The organism is Pseudobdellovibrionaceae bacterium (genome assembly GCA_023954155.1).
Lineage (GTDB): Bacteria > Bdellovibrionota > Bdellovibrionia > Bdellovibrionales > UBA1609 > JAMLIO01.
On the sequence record JAMLIO010000001.1, the window covers coordinates 342,605 to 361,268 of the forward strand.

20 protein-coding genes are annotated in these 18,664 nt (G+C 39.2%); 14 read left to right on the forward strand and 6 right to left on the reverse strand.

The features are described from left to right. Window positions 1-28: 28 nt before the first annotated feature. Complete coding sequence (locus M9899_01555; protein ID MCO5112839.1) at window positions 29-733, forward strand: hypothetical protein; 705 nt, start codon at window positions 29-31, stop codon at window positions 731-733. 137 nt (window positions 734-870) lie between these two features. Here the strand turns inward: M9899_01555 and M9899_01560 are convergent, their stop codons facing one another. Further along, window positions 871-2,478, reverse strand: a complete 1,608-nt coding sequence (locus M9899_01560) for an NAD+ synthase (protein MCO5112840.1) — start codon at window positions 2,476-2,478, stop codon at window positions 871-873. Between the two features lie 84 nt (window positions 2,479-2,562). Then, window positions 2,563-3,411 (reverse strand): hypothetical protein, encoded by an 849-nt coding sequence (locus M9899_01565; GenBank protein MCO5112841.1) that lies wholly within the window; start codon window positions 3,409-3,411, stop codon window positions 2,563-2,565. A 127-nt stretch (window positions 3,412-3,538) separates the two neighbouring features. Between M9899_01565 and M9899_01570 the strand changes: the two genes are divergently transcribed. From M9899_01570 to M9899_01630, 13 genes are all read left to right on the forward strand, one after another. Beyond that, window positions 3,539-4,774 carry a hypothetical protein gene (locus M9899_01570; GenBank protein MCO5112842.1) on the forward strand — a complete coding sequence of 412 codons (1,236 nt, stop codon included), beginning with the start codon at window positions 3,539-3,541 and terminating at the stop codon, window positions 4,772-4,774. Window positions 4,775-4,879: 105 nt separating this feature from the next. Beyond that, window positions 4,880-5,074 (forward strand): hypothetical protein, encoded by a 195-nt coding sequence (locus M9899_01575; protein MCO5112843.1) that lies wholly within the window; start codon window positions 4,880-4,882, stop codon window positions 5,072-5,074. 43 nt (window positions 5,075-5,117) lie between these two features. Further along, on the forward strand, window positions 5,118-5,321 hold the full coding sequence (locus M9899_01580; GenBank protein MCO5112844.1) for a hypothetical protein: 204 nt from the start codon (window positions 5,118-5,120) through the stop codon (window positions 5,319-5,321). Between the two features lie 56 nt (window positions 5,322-5,377). After that, window positions 5,378-5,857 (forward strand): prepilin peptidase, encoded by a 480-nt coding sequence (locus M9899_01585; GenBank protein MCO5112845.1) that lies wholly within the window; start codon window positions 5,378-5,380, stop codon window positions 5,855-5,857. A 1-nt stretch (window position 5,858) separates the two neighbouring features. Then, entirely contained in the window at window positions 5,859-6,125 is a 267-nt protein-coding gene (locus M9899_01590; protein ID MCO5112846.1) for a hypothetical protein, read from the forward strand. Then, window positions 6,125-6,721, forward strand: coding sequence for a hypothetical protein (locus M9899_01595; GenBank protein ID MCO5112847.1), 597 nt, complete (start codon window positions 6,125-6,127; stop codon window positions 6,719-6,721). The genes M9899_01590 and M9899_01595 overlap by 1 nt, the downstream gene beginning before the upstream one ends. A gap of 1 nt (window position 6,722) precedes the next feature. Further along, window positions 6,723-7,235: a hypothetical protein gene (locus M9899_01600; protein ID MCO5112848.1), complete on the forward strand. Its 513-nt coding sequence runs from the start codon at window positions 6,723-6,725 to the stop codon at window positions 7,233-7,235. Between the two features lie 21 nt (window positions 7,236-7,256). Continuing rightward, window positions 7,257-8,207: a Flp pilus assembly protein CpaB gene (gene cpaB, locus M9899_01605; GenBank protein ID MCO5112849.1), complete on the forward strand. Its 951-nt coding sequence runs from the start codon at window positions 7,257-7,259 to the stop codon at window positions 8,205-8,207. Window positions 8,208-8,218: 11 nt separating this feature from the next. Next, window positions 8,219-9,769: a type II and III secretion system protein gene (locus M9899_01610; GenBank protein MCO5112850.1), complete on the forward strand. Its 1,551-nt coding sequence runs from the start codon at window positions 8,219-8,221 to the stop codon at window positions 9,767-9,769. 64 nt (window positions 9,770-9,833) lie between these two features. Next, window positions 9,834-12,056: a Flp pilus assembly complex ATPase component TadA gene (gene tadA / locus M9899_01615; GenBank protein MCO5112851.1), complete on the forward strand. Its 2,223-nt coding sequence runs from the start codon at window positions 9,834-9,836 to the stop codon at window positions 12,054-12,056. Between the two features lie 3 nt (window positions 12,057-12,059). After that, on the forward strand, window positions 12,060-12,959 hold the full coding sequence (locus tag M9899_01620; GenBank protein MCO5112852.1) for a type II secretion system F family protein: 900 nt from the start codon (window positions 12,060-12,062) through the stop codon (window positions 12,957-12,959). 11 nt (window positions 12,960-12,970) lie between these two features. Then, on the forward strand, window positions 12,971-14,653 hold the full coding sequence (locus M9899_01625; GenBank protein MCO5112853.1) for a DUF6531 domain-containing protein: 1,683 nt from the start codon (window positions 12,971-12,973) through the stop codon (window positions 14,651-14,653). A 20-nt stretch (window positions 14,654-14,673) separates the two neighbouring features. Next, complete coding sequence (locus tag M9899_01630; GenBank protein ID MCO5112854.1) at window positions 14,674-14,943, forward strand: hypothetical protein; 270 nt, start codon at window positions 14,674-14,676, stop codon at window positions 14,941-14,943. Here M9899_01630 and M9899_01635 read toward each other — a convergent pair. The 4 genes from M9899_01635 to M9899_01650 all read right to left on the reverse strand — a co-directional run bounded on the left by M9899_01635 (window position 14,940) and on the right by M9899_01650 (window position 18,619). Beyond that, window positions 14,940-15,554 (reverse strand): 3'-5' exonuclease, encoded by a 615-nt coding sequence (locus M9899_01635; GenBank protein ID MCO5112855.1) that lies wholly within the window; start codon window positions 15,552-15,554, stop codon window positions 14,940-14,942. The genes M9899_01630 and M9899_01635 overlap by 4 nt on opposite strands. A 231-nt stretch (window positions 15,555-15,785) precedes the next feature. After that, complete coding sequence (locus M9899_01640; protein ID MCO5112856.1) at window positions 15,786-16,985, reverse strand: hypothetical protein; 1,200 nt, start codon at window positions 16,983-16,985, stop codon at window positions 15,786-15,788. Then, entirely contained in the window at window positions 16,982-17,866 is an 885-nt protein-coding gene (locus tag M9899_01645) for a helix-turn-helix domain-containing protein (GenBank protein ID MCO5112857.1), read from the reverse strand. The genes M9899_01640 and M9899_01645 overlap by 4 nt, the downstream gene beginning before the upstream one ends. Before the next feature lie 6 nt (window positions 17,867-17,872). Continuing rightward, the gene (locus tag M9899_01650; GenBank protein ID MCO5112858.1) at window positions 17,873-18,619 is read right to left on the reverse strand and encodes a tetratricopeptide repeat protein; all 747 of its coding nucleotides are present in this window, start codon (window positions 18,617-18,619) and stop codon (window positions 17,873-17,875) included. Window positions 18,620-18,664: the final 45 nt, after the last annotated feature.

Genomic DNA, 18,664 nt, shown 5'->3' on the forward strand with positions numbered 1-18,664 from the left:
TGGGTCACAGAGAGCGGCTTTAAGCTAGATGGATAAAAGTAGTATAGTTGAGTTTATGGAATTACAAAAGAAGATTCTCATTACAGGTTTTGAAGCGTTTGCGGATTATGAGCATAATCCTACACAGCGGTTGATAGAAGATCTATCTCAACTGCACTTGTCTCATATTGAAACACTTTTGCTACCAGTAAGTTACAAACAAGCATTTGCAAAACTCAAAGAAGCTTTGGATGAACAACAAGTGGACTATGTGATTTGCACTGGGTTGGCTTATAACAGAGAAGTTATCAATATAGAAAGAATCGCGATAAATTGTGAATCTGCACACATCGCAGATAATGATATGGATATGGCATTAGAAAGACCTATTGTGTTTAATGGACGGGAGGCCTTTTTTTCCACCCTCCCTATTGTTGAAATCGTTGAGCATTTAAATCAAAAGGGATTTGAGGCAAAAATCTCTAATACGGCAGGCACTTATGTGTGTAACTCTTTAATGTATCAGCTCCTAGATTACATAGCTAATAAGAGCACAGTGGGGAGGGAAGCATCTTTGGTCTCTAACAGCGCTCCAAGGCAAAGACCAGATTTAGAAAAAAATAGGACTCCAATACGTGCGGGCTTTATACACTATCCTCCTTCCACATTAAATTTTGAAAAATCCCAATGGCCTCCACAACGAATTTTGCAAGCCACACTTGAAATACTAAAGTGCTGCGAAAAAGAAATTTAATAGAAATCCTGAGCGTCTTCACGATCTAAAACTCCACTTTGTTTTAAGTGTTATGGATGAGTGACCACGAGGGTTTGCTTTGGCCTCTCAATCATGATCTTAAGCCTCCTCATTGTTTTGGAATTTGTGAAACAGATTTAATAAAAGGCTTTATGGGCGATAGGGAATCTTCTGCCTCTACCAAAAGAATGCCCTGTCACCTTTAGAATAGGTGGGGCTTGCCATCTTTTAAATTCACTTTTCATTAAGGCATTTAAAGTCCATTTGTCAGTAGGTGTTGTGGGCTTTAAACAGTGTTCAACAATTTTAGTGACAGATTTATCCAGAAGAACGTACTCAGGCAATGAATCTTGGTCTTTTTGATTTTCTCGTAACTCTGCAGAAGGAGCGCGAGTGATGATCTCATCAGGAATCACCTCCCGAGATGCGTTCATGTCTCTTGCCAGTTTATAGACTTGAGTTTTTGTAAGGTCGGCAATCGGAGAAAGACCACCGCACATGTCTCCATATAGTGTGGTGTAGCCTACAGCCATTTCAGTTTTATTGCCTGTGGATAAAAGCATAGAACCAAATTGATTAGAGTAGGCCATTAAGATATTGCCTCGAATACGAGCTTGGAGATTTTCATGCACCAAACTGAAAGAATTTAAATTCAAATGTTCATCAAGATGTTTAGAGAAGGTTCCAAAGATTTCATCAATAGGAAATTGTAAAAGAGGTTGGCCCATATTTTTACAAAGTCTCAAAGAAAGATCTGCGCTGAGTTTGGCATTAAACTTTGTAGGCATATAAATCGCTGTAACATTTTCTGAGCCTAATGCCTTGCAGGCGAGGACATACACAACTGCCGAGTCAATGCCACCGCTTAGACCAAGATGCGCTTTCGTAAACCCAGTTTTTTTAAAAAAGTCTTTAATACCTAAAATAAGGGCATCTTCAATGCAGCCACTTTTAACAGAGATTTCCTTAGTATTTGAAATCTGTGAAAGATCAATAGAAGATAAATCCTCTTTAAATATAGAGAGCTGTTTAATAATCTGGCCCTTCTTATTTGCAACTAACGAGCCTCCATCAAAGATAGTTTCGTCTTGTGCTCCCACTTGATTGACATAGATCATTGGCGCCTTAACGGCGTTACATGTTTTTTCGATGATCAATTTTCTCTGTTTGCTTTTAGTAAGAGTGTAAGGTGAAGCACTTAAATTTATAATAAGGTCGCATTTGTTTTTTAAAGAGAGAAGAGGATTTTTACTATACAGTGCCCTTTGTTGTGTTTCCCAAGCCCATATATCTTCGCAAAGAGTGACAAGAATCTTTTTACCCTTAAAGGATATAAAATTTTTATTCATATCCCCAGATTCAAAGTGACGACTCTCATCAAAGATGTCGTAGGTAGGTAACAACTGTTTGTGGAAAACTTTGTGTATTTTGTGAGTAGAAATCAATGCCGCAGAATTTCGAAACCTTTTACCTCGGCGATCCGTGTTGAGGTCAATAAAACCAATAAGTGCGGCGATACCCTTCGGCATTTTCTTTTTTATAACGTCGATATATTTCAGTTGCTCTTTTACGATGGACTCACGCTCTAATAAATCTGCGGGGTAGTATCCAAATAGGCAACATTCTGGGAACACTACTAAGTCACTGCCTTCTTCATAAGCCTCTTGAATCCGAGCAAGGATCTGTTGGCTGTTAAACTGGAAGTCTCCTAGAGTGGGGTTGATTTGGGCTAAACTCACTTTCATGTGTCTGTTGTATTATAATCACGTTAGACAGGCAATGAGTTCCTATATGTAAGGGATCTCATTAAAGCAAAGGGTCTTTAAATTCTAATCTCCGCCTGACATGCTCTTTCTTAAGCTATTGAGCTGCAAGACGACCATCAGAACTAAAGCAAATATGATCCCCCCGATGATGAGGTATCGAATATATTTACCGAAATCTAGTCCAAGATCGACATTTTCGTTAGTTATCCCACCCATTTTTTGTGGAGCAGGCATTTGAGCAGTGAAGCCACTTTTTCTTAGGCCCTCAACCTGATTATCTCGTTTAGCCTTAGGTGGTTCTGTGGGATTGCGTACGGATGCTAGTTTTTCTTCTTCGGGCTTTCGCTCAACAGGAATAGTACCAGAGATACCACGACCAAGATCTTGATCGTATTTATAAAAGGCATTTTGGCCACGCTGAATGCCATCGCCGTTCCCATCGACATTGATTTTGGCAGCAAGTTTTTGGCCTCGGTTAGAGCCACTAGACCCACCACCTCCACCAGAGCCGCTTCCACCGCCTGATTCTGTAAGGGCCCCACTTCTGTTTTGGCTAAGGCCATTATTGCCAGAGTTACCGCTTCCTGAATTGTTGGAATTGTTACCTGAGTTGCCACTTTTATTATTAGCCCCTCGTCTAGAGTCAGAGTCTGAATCACTGGAACTACTACTTCCTGTATCACCTGAAGAACCGCTGCCTCCACTTGTGCCACTAGACTCTGCAAGACTAGAGGCTTGGAGCCCTTCAAGATCACATTCGCTACTGGGATTATTGACTAGAATAAAAGGGAGCTGACCAGTTTCAAGTAAGCACTGAATGTATTCCCCGACATTGTGTTTTAAATAATCCCCTAATGGCTTAATAAAATGTATAGACAGACCTACGATGAGGGAAAGTGTCACAATCAACATAAGAACGTATTCAAAGACCGCTTGCCCTGACTGAAATGTGGACTGTCTTATTTTGGAACGTATAGATTTTTTATACACTTGCCGATAAGTGTTTGGGAGGGTGAGTAAAATGCAGAAAGTCTTTAATATGTTCCACATATTAAAACATATCGGGAAGTTGGCTTGGAATATTAAAGAAAGCTTTCTTTTTCTCTGTATTTTATTTGTTCCTGTCTTCGGCTTAAAGGCCCAGACCCTTGAGCAGTTATTTCATGAAGAAGCTTATAAAGAAATGGTCGAAAAGTACGGCGCTGGCTTCAGAGATCTGGGTCTTAAAGAGTTAATCTTATTAAGTACGGCCTACGACAGAATAGATAACAAAGAAGAGCAGGTTAAAGTTTTAGAACAGATACTAAGAATTAAACCGAAATATTTTAAGGCTCACTATCAACTGGCAGAAGTCAGTAAAGAGATCGCTTATGGCAGAATAAAAAGTGGTAAGCAGTACGAAAATTATGAAGACTACTTAAATAAAATGATGGAAAACTATAAGGCGGCTATTCAAATAGAGCCTCGTAATGTCCTTCCTTATAGAGGGATGATGTCAGTGATTAAAGACCAAGAGAATGTCAATGAAGGCATTGCGCTCTCAAAAGAGATGATCAAAATCTTTAAAGAAACTCCAGAAACCATTATGAATCTGTGTTATTGGAACAGTAAGTTTGGTTTAGTAGAACAGACACGAAGTGCTTGTCAGAAAGCCTCGGAGCTTAATCCAGACAATGCAGAACCTTTGGTTTTTGTAGCCAGAACCTATCAGGATTCAGGTGAAAAAGAAAAATACGAAAAGATGATGTTGGATCTATTTAAACGTTATCCCAACGATACGGAAGTGATCCAAAGAGTGGGGATGATTTATTATGACAACAAAGATTTTTATCATGCTGAAAAGGTCTTAAAACGGAACTCTGATCCACAAAGAGAACTATCTTTAGTGTATTTGGGTCAGTCGTATTTTCAGAACGAAAAATATAACGATGCGCTTGGTTTGTTGAACAGCTCTTGTGAAAATTTAGAAGATCACAAAAAGGACCTTTTACGTTTTTATGAGGGAAATTTGAGACGCCTAGAGCAGAATGAAGATCAAGGATTAAGATTTAAATTTCAGAGGGCCATAAATAACTGTAAAACATTTATTGCTAAAGAGAAAGAAATCAGAGTCAGAGCAGGTCATTTTGAAAGAGGAATCAGATTGCCCAACAGTGCACGTTCTTTAAGCGGGAGCACTATACGAGAAAAGCGGGAGTCCTATGAGCAACAGATGCGCAAGGGCAATGAATTTAAACCCAGTACAGGTGCCAGCAAACAAATGAGTGGGCAATAATTTTTGTATCAAAATAAGAAAATTTAAAAAACTAAGAGGAACTTATTTAGTTTTCTATTTGAGAACCCGATATTTAATTATGTCTTCATAAGGAGGAAGCTAGTAATGAAAAACTTTAAAAAACTAATGAAAGATTTTGCTAAAGATGAGTCAGCACAAGGAATGGTAGAGTATATCTTAATTCTAGTGGCTGTAATTGGATTTGTGATGTTAGTTAGAAGTAGATTGAAAGAAACTTTAAATAAAGGTCTAAGTACAGTTGATAGCGGCGTGAGTGGTTTCCAAGTTGACGGACAGTAAATCACAAGATTTTTAGCTCTATCACATATAGAGGTAATAACTTATGAGTCTTGAATTGACTGTATTACTAGCTTTTGTGGGTCTGATCACTATCCGTGTTATGGCGGGTAGTGAGGGGCCTATTGGTGCTTTTAAGGAATCTGGCCCTAGTCTTGCGGCTAGAGTTGAAGTGCAAATGACCACAGGGCGCTGTTTTACAGTGCCAGCAAGTGGTACTCCCTGTGCTAATCCCATTACATGGAAATAATTTTCTTATCAATTTGAATCAAATTACCGATAAGTAAGTAGGCAGGTGACGATCGTATGTCTATGATTTATTTATGGGTTTCAGTCTTTTTATCAATCTGTGTAGTTATGGATTTGCTTTATGCTAAGGTTTTCAATTCTTATATCTTAGCCTCTTTGGGAATTTCTATTCTTTTACTTTTGTTAAATCTCCACTCCATTTCACATTGGAGTCATCCTCTGCTTTCTTTTGCCCTTGTTTTTGTTATAGGTTTAGCATTATTTAAATTTAAAATACTCGGTGCAGGTGATGTAAAGTCCATGTTGGTGGTGGCTCTGTTTTTAAATCCTAATCAAAGCATTATGTTTTTAGCTTATTCTATTATTTGGGGTGGAGTATTTTCTCTAGTTTATTTTTTAGCACAAGGCTCACTATTTAGACTTATTTTTACAACAGCAGCAGTGTTCAAAAGAGCTGCGTATGCAGTACATAAAATACCATTTACTGTTGGGATACTTTTTGGGTGGCTTTCTTTAAGAGTACTGGGGTTATATTAAAATGAACAAGAAAAATAAAAAAGGTATTACAAATAACCAAGTAGGACAATTAGCTATTGAAGCTGTCCTTATTGTAATTTTGCTTTTATCGCTTTCATTATTTGTAACCAAGTACATGCGAGACAATCAAGTCTTATCAAAGATGGTGGCGGGGCCATGGAAGAGATTAGCAGGCGTGATGGCTACAGGGAATTGGGTGCCTGAGGATCAAGCCTATGGATCGACATTGCATCCACACACTAGCACTATGACGAGAACGGGGGACTAATGAGTTTAAAAAAGAAAAGGCAAAAAGGAATTTTGACTTTTGATTTTATATTTTCATTTATGATCGTCATTGGTCTTATGCAGGTGTATTACCATCTGGCATTCACTATTTTAGGGGCCCAGGCAACACAGTATGTGATGTTTTCCTCTGCAAGAGCTTATTTTGCAGGACATAAAGATGTACAGGCGCAAACCACATTAGCCCAACAAAAGTTTCAGCATCTTACCGAAAATACCTCTTTGGCTGTATTTTTTAGATCGAGAATTAAACTTAGTGATTTTGAAGCCAGACCTTTTGATGAGTTACCTGTAAATGAAGAATGGAGACAGAAGTTTGTAGGAACTTCAGTGGTATTTGATGCCAAAATGTTAAGTTTTAGAGTCCCATTTTTGGGATCAACGGATGCGGCCTTAGAGGGCCAAGGCTTTACAGCTAATATCAGTGCATTTTTATATAGAGAACCAAGCGCTATTGAGTGCTTAGGCTTTAACAATGATAGAGGCAATGCGATAAAAGCACTCAGTGGAAAATACAATCAGGCCACGTCACATGGATTTAATAATGATGTGGGAATCTTTTCAGATAATGGATGTTAAAATGAAAGATAAGAAAAAAGATATTAAAAATCCAAATCGTAAAAATCAAGAAGGCATGGCTATTTTAGAAACAGTACCCATGATTCTTATTTTTATTGCACTGACGGGTTTTACATTAGGTTTTTATGGAGTAACACAAAGAATGATTTTGGCATCCATTGCCGCAAGATCTTACGGATATGAATTGATCAGACATAGAACAAATATTAACTATTTGCGTGATGTGGGAACTACAGGACCAGTGCACAGTTATCACAATACAAAATCTAGACTTTTTGCCTCTAGAAGTTCGTCTGGGGGCGCTAACGATTTTATTGCAGAAAAGATGCCTATCGAATTTCCTCCCAGAGCCCCCGCTGGACTTGGGTCTGAGGACGCGCATAACACTTCAGCCTACGAAGATTTAAGCCGAGGAGCATTACAGAATAGGAGAAACACGAAGCATTTATTTGATCAAGTTTGGATTAAGAATTCTTACGGAATATGTATAGATGCAGCGTGTGGACACAGGTAGGCCAAATTAGAGGAATGAACAATGAATTCTAATGACACAAAAACACTTTGGATTGCAGTTGGATCAGCATTATTTGCGGTGTTCCTCTTGTACTCTTGGATTCAAGAAAAGAACAAAGAGATGACAGATAAATTTGGAAAAAGACAGTCTGTGGTTGTGGCTAAAAAAGACATCAACGAAATGACACCTTTAGATGAAACTGCGGTAGAGATGATTGAAGTGCCAGAAGAGTATGTGGCTCCTCAAGCCATCACTGACCCTACAGAACTTAGAGGATATGTCGCTCTTAACCCTATTATTAAAGGGGAACAGATTTTAAAAACGAAGATTTCTAAGCCAGGTGCATTGACAGGCTTATCTTTCCAAGTGTCTCCAGGGAAAAGAGCCTTAACTATTCCTATTGATGAGATGCGAAGTGTGGCCAGACTGTTAAAGCCAGGTGATCGAGTAGATATCGTTGCATCTGTCGTTTCTGGTTCAGGATTGAATACAAAAAAAGAAGTTAAAGTTTTGATGCAAAATACAATCATCTTAGCCACAGGTACAAATGTTCATAACCAGCTTCCAGCCAGTGTTGAGATGAGTAATGATGGTACAGCTTACGTTGTAAAATCTATGACCCAAGATACAAGCTTCAGTTCGATCACCATTGAAGCTTCACCTGTAGAAGCACAAAAGTTGATTTATATTTTATCCAATAGCCCTACGGACCTTTTCTTAATATTACGACATCCATCAGATACAGGTGCTGTGGCCAAAACAGCTGTAGATGTAAATGACATTTTAGGCCGTGGAGCGCCAGGAGCTGCGCCAACTGCCCCTGCACCGCGTGCCCCTACGGCAGAAGCTGGTGGATCTGCCCCTGCACCTAGTTTTGATAGTAGAAGTAATCTTGCGCCTTCTGCCTCAGGTTCTTCTGCTCCAAGAAGAGGCTCGGGTGGAAACAAGAGTGGAAGATTTAAATCGTTATAGGAGCTCATAAGTTGTTACAAAGATTGGTTTTCTTTATTATTTTTATAGTCCTCAGCTTCCCGCTCAATGCAAGAGCGCAGGAGCCTCTATTGGGTTATGAAGATAATTCTTTTGAAAACCATCAAAAGGTAGACCTGATGTTAGGCATTTACAGAGACTTAGAGCTTTCTGATTTACCTGATGAGACTCAATTTAAAATTGCAGACAGAAAGTTTGCAAGTCGTGTGGATATATCTTGGGACAACAAAAGAAAAGTTTTAAGACTTGTACCCAAATCTTCAGGAAGCGCACTGATTACATTTTTGGATAAAAAGACAGATAGAGTGATCAAGCAGCTCCGAGTTTTTATTAACAAAAATGATTTGGATAGAGTTGCTAAAGAGATTAAAAATTTACTGGGCAATATTGAAGGTATTCAAATTCGAGTTATGAGCGATAGAGTTGTTGTAGATGGACAGATCATTCTTGTGAGTGACTTTAACCGTATTGTTTCCGTACTTGGTCAATATGGACCATCTAAAGCCGTTTCACTTGTACAGTTAAGTCCTCTTGCCATGACTAAGATTGCATCTTTGATAGAAAGAGACATCAATAACCCACAAATTACAGTTCGAGTTGTGAATGGTTTCTTTATATTAGAAGGTGTTGCTAGAGATCTTGATGAACGCGACGAAGCCTTAAGAATTGCTCAAGCTTATATGCCACCTGGTGTGTCTGACTACGCCACAGCATCCCCTTTTCCAGGCATGAGCATTGTAAAGAAGAAGATTGCTTCAGATGGTGAATTCGTACTTGGTAACGTGATCAACCATCTTAGAATTCAACCTGAGCCGCCAAGTCAACCACCTAAAGTGGTTCAGATTCTTATACATTATGTAGAATTACAGAAGAGTTATTTACGAGGATTCAACTTCCAGTGGATACCCACCTTGGGGGACGGAAGCCAAATGGAAGTGTCTTCTAACGTGTCTTCTGGAGCTTCGACTATTGGCGGAACAATCACTGCGATCATTCAGAATTTATTACCAAAATTAAACTGGTCCAAAGAGCACGGTCACGCACGAGTTCTACAAAGTGTAAGCGTGATTGTTGAAAATGGAAACCCAGGGAAGTTTGTTTCGCAAAGAGAGATTCCATTTCAGGTGACAAGCCCTACGGGCGTGGCAAGTTCTGAGAATCGCAGTGTGGGTATCAATGCCACAGTCACCCCTACAATCACAGGAGCGAGATCTGATATTGTGAGTATGAAGATTGATTTTTCAGTTGGTGAAATGTTAGAGCCGACAGAGTTTGGACCCGTGACTTCGAATAACCAAGTTGTAACAAACATCACGGTGCGATCAGGACAAAGTGCTGCTATCGGAGGTCTAGTTACAAGCAGATCTTCTACGGGCTATAATAAACTCCCAGCCGATAGTCCTAATCCATTGATCAAACTTTATGCTTCTAAAGAGTTTTCTCGTGGTCAGTCACAATTTGTGGTGTTTGTAACACCTATGATCAAAAGTAGTGCTAGTGCAGGCTCTGAAAATATCAAACGTAAGTTCAGACTTCAAAAATAAGACTTATATTCTCGTTCTGAGTCGCCGATAAGAAAGAGTGTAAAACTGGGACGTGGAGGTCTTTTTGGCAGTACATTCGGGTTGTCATCTTATAGCAGTGTTAGGTGGTAAAGGTGGTGTAGGCAAAAGTATTTTTGCTGCCAACTTTGCTATTGCTGTAAGTAATGAGTTAAAGGGTAAAACTTTACTTATTGACCTGGATGGACGGAGTTGTGGAGACCAAAATATTATTTTAGGATTACGACCCGAAAAGACAGTTACAGATTTATGTAAACATAGCAGCGCTTTGACTGTTGCGGCCTTCGCAGGATATATCACCAAACATGCTTCTGGAATAGATTATTTGGCTTCAGTTGTTGATCCCACATCAAGTATAAATATTGATGCGGTAGAATTTGGAAAAGCTTTAAATACATTCAGTCAATTTTATAAGTACATCATTGTTGATATTGGAAACTCAATGGATACGGTGCAGTACACGATTTTAGAAAATTGCAGTGCTGCACTCATGGTCACTACTCCTGATATTTTAACCGTGAATCAAACCAGAAAAGCGATCAATGATTTGGTCACAGCAACTTTTCCCGTGGATATCTTCCAAATTGTAATTAACAAAGCTCATTCCAGTGGTCTAAGTCCTAAAGCGATTAGTGATAGTTTAAGACGTCCCTTATTATCTGTGATCCCTCAGGATGACAATTTAGTGTATTCCTCTTTGGCAAATGGTGCCCCTTTCTGTCATGCAAACCCCAGACATCCTGTGGCGCTGGCACATAATGAAGTTATAAGAAAACTCACAGGGGGAACATTACAAAGGTTAAAAGCACTTGCACAAAGTGCCTCGGCGGGAAAAACCAAGGAAGAAAAGGGTTCATCGGTTTCTTTAAACCAACCGAAGCTTGATCCTAATATTCAACTTAAGATTCAGATTCATAGTGAATTGATTCATAAGATGGATTTAAAGAAAGACATCCACTCTACACGTGGTGATGCTCAAAAAGAAAAAGAACTAGAACTAAAAACTCAAAAGACCATTACAGAACTTGTGGATCAAATGGCAAAAGGGCTTAATCGTGATGATCGCAGTAAGATCATTAAAGAAGTTTTGGACGAAGCCCTAAAGTTAGGAGCATTGGAAGACTTACTTGCGGATCCAACTGTAACGGAAATCATGGTCAATGGTTGTGAAAAGATCTTCATTGAAAAAAATGGTAAGATTCAAAGAAGCCCAACTCGTTTTACCAGTAATGAACAGCTACGTAACGTTATTGAAAGAATTGTGACGCCCTTAGGACGTTTGATCAATAACAAAACCCCTTATGTTGATGCTCGTTTACAAGATGGGAGTCGTGTGAACGCGGTGATTGAACCTCTGGCGATTGACGGACCGTCTTTAACCATTCGTAAATTTTCTAAGGATACGATTGGACCAGAAAATTATCTTCAGTGGAATTCACTCAACCAACAGATGGTGGACCTGTTAAAGATCTGTGTTCAACAAGGTTTAAATATTATTATTTCTGGGGGTACAGGGTCAGGTAAAACGACTTTGTTAAATATGCTCTCGGGATTTATTCCTGCAAATGAAAGAATTGTAACGGTAGAGGATGCGGCGGAATTGCAAATGAAACAAGATCACGTTGTGAGATTGGAAACTCGACCTGCAGGTATGGATGGGTCAGGGGCCGTCACTATTAGGGACCTTGTAAAAAACTCGTTAAGGATGAGACCTGATCGAATTGTGGTCGGGGAGTGTCGTGATGGTGCAGCATTAGATATGTTGCAGGCGATGAACACGGGTCACGACGGGTCTATGACTACTGTGCATGCGAACTCTCCAAGAGAGGCTGTAGCGCGTTTGGAAACACTGTGTTTGATGGCAGGTATGGATTTACCTGTAAGGGCGATTAAAGAACAGATTGCAGGTGCCGTGAATTTATTTGTTCAGATTGGACGCTTGAGTGATGGAAGCAGGAAGATCAAATACATCACTGAAGTGGAAGGTATGCAAGGAGATGTGATCACCTTGAGTGATATCTTTAGATTTAAAGAAGAAGGTTTTGATAAAAATAGAAAGATCATTGGGAGCTTTCAATCTACAGGTACAATCCCTACATTTATTCAAAAATTTAAAGATCGTGGAGTACATATTCCAGATTCAATATTTTCTAACGATAAACCAGCTCCTGTCGCAGATAAAAATCCTAAAAGGAATGCGGCTATGGCAGCAAGAAGAAGACCTAATGTTCCACCTGTACCAGGTCAAAAGAAAACGGGGAATGAATAGAAGATGGACGCATTGATAGTAGACTTACAGAGCTTTTTTTCTAATACATGGATATTTATTCCATTTTTTGGAGTAAGTATTTTTATAGCGGCTCTGTTAGGCGGTCCCTACGTCTACAACTATTTTTCAGCCAAGACCTTAGCTTCTAAAGCGGAAATCGAAAGATATTTAGACCTTATGTATTCAGATCTAGAGCCTAAAAAAGTGCTTTGGATGCTTGTGCTGATGAGTTATGGCTTAGGGCTTGTCGCCTTTTTGGCATTTTGGCCTAATGTTCAAATTGGTTTCCCTGTGGCCATTGCTATGATTTTTGCGGGCAACAGTATTCCAGTTAAAGTCTTTCAAAATATGTATGAAAAACGATGTACCAGAGTTGTAGACCAAATGGTCGATGGAATGACGATCATGGCTAACGGTATCAAATCTGGATCAGGTGTGATGCAGAGTATGGAAGCGGTGGTAGAAAACATTAAAGGTCCGCTCGCACAAGAGTTCAGTATGATCTTAAATAAAATTCGTCTAGGTATGTCGATGAATGATGCCATGAATGATTTTGCTGACAGAGTGCCAAAACAGGATGTGCAGATGTTTGTCACCTCAGTCAATATTCTGAGTGATACGGGTGGTGACTTGGGTCAAACGTTTGAAACTATTAACAGTGTGGTACGTGAAAGACAAAAGATTGAAAAGAAAATTGAGGCCATGACAGCTCAAGGAAAAATGCAAGGGATTATTATTTCAATGGTTCCTTTTGGATTATTACTCATGTTTAGAGCAATGGACCCTGAGTTTGTAGCGCCACTGTTTGAAACTACTATGGGCATGATGGCCTTATTGGTAGTTTGTGTTCTGGTGATTGTTGGTGGTTTTGTAATTAAGAAGATTGTGACGATTAAGGTTTAGGAGAAGGCAACATGATCATAAAATATTTTAAAACAGCAATGGTGACATCCCTAATGGCGATCACTTGCTCTTTTAATGCATGGGCAATTGTAGATATGAAAGATGCCAACTACTCAGAAACATGGACAGACTTAGATTTGGGTGGCCCTGGCTACATCTTAAAAGTTACAAGGACCTATAATAGCCGTTCTATCCATGATGGAATATTTGGCTTTGGTTGGTGTTCGGATTTTGAAACTAAGTTAGAAATCACGCCAGAATCTAACATTAAAGTCACCGAATGTGGTGGAGGTATGGAAACTGTTTTTGAAGATGGTTCCAATAACTTGGCTCAAAGAAATGCCCTAATTGATAAAATTGTAAAAAAAGTGAGAGAAGATAAAAAAAATTCGAGCTTAAAAGAGAATTATTTTGAAAACTTCAAAAAAGAACTGATCAACAACAATTATCTCAGAGAGGCCTTTGCCACCGAACTTGGATTTAAAGGAAGTATCACTAAGGGTAAATCCTATAAAGCTATTGGTAAAAACGAGGTTGTAGAAGTTGAGGCCAATTCCTATAAGAGAAAACTTTCTGATGGAACTTTCCAAAGGTTTGATTCCCAAGGTCGACTGGTAGCAATGTATGATAAGAGTTTAAATTTCATTAAAATCACATACGCTAACAATAAAATTGTGAGTGTGGTGGACAATAAAAGCCGTAGACTCAGTTTTAAATACCATAAATCCAACGGCAAAGTGAGTGCCATCATTTCAGCTCCTACCAAGAAAGCTGTGAGTTATACCTACAGTTCACATGATCTTGCGACTGTGAACAACGCGTGGGGAAGTAGGTTTTCTTATCTATATGATGATATGCACAACTTAGTAAAGATCATTCACCCAGATAACACGACTAAAGAAATTGCGTATGATAAGGACAAAGATTGGGTGGTTGGTTTTAAAGACCAAAAGGGCTGTAAAGAAACCTATCTTTATCGTGATTCAGAGGACGATCCAAGAAACCATTATTGGTCTGAAGTGACTAAAATGTGTAATGGTAAAGTGACAAATAAATCTAAATATGAATTTTGGCACAAAGATCGTGCGGATAAGTCAGGAAAGTATCTTGCTCGTGTAAGATCAGAAATCAATGGTATGGTTACAGATATTAAATACCATGAAACAATTGGTAGACCAGTATATAAACAAGATGGCACTGAGATTGTCACATATTCTTATTATGCCAATGGCAGTCTTAAAACAGAAAAAAATGAAAGAGTGAGTACAACGTATTTTTATGATGGTGTTTGCAGTAAGATTTCTAAAATGGTGCAAGAGAATCTACTGGAAAGACAAGTGGCTTCTAGAAAAGACACCACAGTTTTTCAGTACAATAAGCCTTCATGTAATTTAAAGAAGGCCATGAATAGCAAGGGAGAATCGGCGGAACTCCACTATGATGCTGCAGGAAGAATTATAAAAGTGGTAGATCACACAGCCAAACAGTTGAATATTGCTTATAACTCTCAAACAGGGAAGCCTGCTCGGTTGACTCGTCCTGGCCTAGGTTCTATAGATGTCGTTTATGATCAACAAGGTCAAATGGTCTCTGTAAAGAGTAGCCAAGGCGCAGAAGTGGCGACTCAGGTGGCAAATGTATTTAACAATATTCTAAGGGTCATTGGTCCAGCCTCAAATGACATTAGCATATAGCCTCAAAAAAGCAGGAAAAGATGTATTTAATAAATAAAATAATACTACTTATCATGTTGAGCATCTCAAGTTTTGCTTATGCAAACGAAGATGATACTGAGGCTGTAGCGTTGTCGAGTGGACATCAAGCAGGAATTACGAAAGGTAATAGTATTAACAGCCCTCCCGCTGCCCCTTTTGGTGGGTACTCTAATGTTCGCCGTGGCGACAGAGAAAAAGCAGAAGAACTATTAAATGAAATTCGCGGGTTAAATAAAACTTCGGATGCTCAAAGTAAATCTACAGACTAAACTGAAAAAAGATCTAGTTGCTTAAGTTGTTTTTCAATTATCGGAAATTTTAACTCAGGCCTTCCCGAGAAACGAATCAGATCTTGCCAGTCAGGAGTTGAAGCCTCTCCATATAGACGTGTTAGAATCTTATTAAAAACATGTCCACAATACTCGGCGTCTTCATCCGCTCTATGTAGTGTTCCAGTTTCAATATTCAGATGCTTGGCAATGGATGCAAGCTTGTAGTTCATCAGTCCTGGAAAAATTTTTCTAGAAAGTGGGAGTGTATCAAATACTGTTCCTGTGGGAGCTGCAAACTCATGTTTTTTATAGTCTGCCAGTAGAAACTGAAAATCAAAGGTTGCATTATGAGCGACAAGCATATCGTTGCCACAATACGTAGTCAGTGACTCAAGTAGTGTCTCAATTGTGGGCTTACCTTTAACCATATCATCAGTAATGCCATTCACCCTAGAGGCTCCAGTTGGAATAGGCATTTGAGGGTCTACTAAACACGCATAACGGTCTTGTGGTTTTCCATTTACAAATCGGACAAATCCAACCTCAACAATCCGATCAATGCCAGCCAGTGTTCCAGTGGTTTCTAAGTCAAATGCTATAAAATTCATATAATAAATCTGCCATCTATAAGTGGAAGCGGCAATGAAATGCCATAACTAACGCCTTGCGCGGCTATGCACTTGAAAAGCTTGATACGTAAGGCTTTGCGGCCGTGATGATGGGGCCGTAAAGATAGCGAAGGGCTTGTATAAATGAGCACTGAAGTCTGTGTCAACGGGGAGGATGCTTCATTTATGGACGTCTATCTAAGGTTAAACTCTGTTGTGACAGGCTTAGAATTACTCGTTGATATAAATGAAGTTAGAGATAATCCATGGAATTTTAAAAGCTTTAAGGGGCCATGGGCGTTTAACTCGTTTTGTCATGATTAAACTGTATGATCCAGTTTGTGTGGGCTTAAAGCACTTTGCCTCTTTGAGGGTCATATATTTTTGACCGTCAAGATAGAGAGTCCCTGATACTTTTTGATTATTGATGGGAAAGTCGATGCAAAACTCTAAATTTGGATTGGCCTTTAGAGTCGAGCCCATGGGGTAAATGTGGCTTTTATTTTTGGCATAAAATTGGAAACCAACAGGATCACCTACAAAATCCAAAGAAAAGTACATGGAGCCACTTGTGATACCATCAAAAACTTTTTTACTATCGTTGTGAGTGTTTCCTGTAAGCTCAGTTCTGATTAAGATATGGTTAGAGCCTAAGCTGAAAAGCTTTTTATAACTGGGAAAGCGTAAATATTTATGTTTGTAGATTCTTAATTTGGATTTTGCATCGCTGCCAAGTAAACCCACTGTTGGGCGAGTTTTATTGAGTTTGTTCCACAATTTTAAATTTGCAGTCGGGTGCTGAAATAAATTAAGAAAAGCATAGTCTGCGTTAAAAGGGTAAATCAAAAGTGATCTTATAAAATTAAGCTTTGATTTATCCCAGGCTTCCGACCAATTGGCACGAAGGTTAATGATTTCTAATGCGCTCAAATTAGCCGATACTTCATCACCCCACTCATAGCCTGGTTTTGTGGGATGATTCAAAATAATGAAGGCACTACCAGGGTTTTCTAAAAGGTCTGAAATATAAAGTTGTGCAGCTGCCGCACTCGTGATTTTACTAAAATCATGGCTGTTGTCTAATAAGATAAGTCGGGATTTGAGATATGAATACTCTCGTCCATGAAGTACTAGAAGGCCACCAGCATAAGAGGGTGGCTCAATGGGCTTCTCGTAGACCAAACTTTCTGTAAAAATAATAAAATCCAACTTAGAAAGATAGGCATCCTTAAGAATTTCTGGAACACTCCCTTGCCCGACGCCTTGATTGCTATGGACATTGATAACCCCTTTATAGTCATTAAAGAGTCTGGGCATGTCTTGTGTGATTGTGGTCTGTGTAGATGTAGGATTGAGGTCGATTTTACTGATTAAGAAGCCATAAAAAAGGTAGAAGGCAACGATGCTAATAAAGACATAAATATACTTCATTGCTTCTTGGTTTTAGTATCAGGGAATTCCAGATCAAGGGATTGACCTAATATGCCCAACACTCCTAAGTCTTTTCTATTGTAGATGATATTTACTGCACCAGCGTCACTAATGCTTAATTTAATTCGTTTTTTGGCTTGGAAGGTACGGTTCACATCGGGGCGAAGAATGATCTTTTGAACCTCTTCATCGTCAATCTGAATTTGAACCAATGTTTTTGCTGAAGGCTCAAGTGTAAGTCTTTGGGTGATCTCAGCTTCAGGTATTGTGGACTCGGCAGGCTTCACGTTGGGTGTAGTAGTAACAGCAGAAGTTGTGGTGGAAGGCGCTTTAGCAGCCGTGTTTACAGACTTATCGGTTTTGTCAGCATTAGACTTAGTTTCTATAGCAGTAGGAGTATCTGCCCCTTCAGTGTCTGTGGTGTTCTCGTTAGCAGTATGAATAGCTTGGATGTCATCGGTCTTAACAACGCTCACTTCATTCTGGTATTTTTGTGTTACAAGAAAAACACCGTAACCAGCGGCAATAAGTGCTCCAATGATAAAAAGCGGAATGAGAGTTTTTGAAACAAGTAAAAAGAAGGGGGTCCTACCTGCGGTCGTGTCGTCTTCAATTTCAGCTCGTTTGGCCGTGTTATTTGTGAAGTTGGTTTGATCATCAAATTTTTTTAAGATCACTTCTTCGTCAAGGTCTAGATATTTGCAATAGGTTTTTACAAATCCACGAGTGAAAACAGGTTTAGGTAGTTGGTCGAAATTTTCTTTTTCGATATTTTCAATTACTGCGGCGTTGATTTTAATCGCCACGGCAACTTGTTTTAAAGAGAGCCCATGTTGCTCTCGTGCTTTTCTAAGACTATAACCGAAACCTTCTGAATCCATATCAACCTACATGTTTTGTGGTTTTTGTGCCAACTTGATTTTGAGTTGATTAAAACTCTGCCATTGCTTTACCAGACCTAACTCTTTGGATAAAGGAATAAGTTGGTTGAGCGCAAGTTCTTTGTCTCCGCGCATAGAGCAGTAGTTTAATGATTTTTTAAGCAATACAAAGGCCTGCTTGTTTTTTTTCTCAGCCTTATAAACACGACCAAGATTATACAAAGCACCACAGTGATTAGCGTTGTAACTGAGGGTGGAAATAAAAGAACGTCGAGCACCAGATAGAAGCCCCTTGTTCTTCTTGCTTAACTCCATAAGTGATATGCCAAGAAGGTAGTGGCTTCTTGCAGGATCAGGGTAAGTGAGATCGTTTGCCGCAATCTTTGCCTGTTCAGCAGCTTCAGCATAAAGTTTATTTTCATAATACACGAGTGCCAAATCTAAACGCACAGCTGTGGCTTTAGGATCATAGGTCAAACTCTCTTTGAAATGGTGGATAGCTTGCCCTGTGCGCCGTCTTTCATATAAAGAGACCGCCATCTTATAGTGTGCTTGTGCATTGGAGGGGTCTAAGTTGATGGCGTTTTGTAGCTCTTGAATTGCGGCAGGATTTTTTCCTGCTTTAAGGAGATTGTCAGCAAGTTCTATATGGTAATCCGCTTTGAGCTTATTTTTCTCTGATGTTTTAGTTACAGACTGGCAGGCTGTAAGAGACACAAAAATACAAAAAATAAAAAGGGTATAGTGGTTCATATCTATATAATGCCAATCGTCGGGTTCAGTGTCTATTCTAGAGCA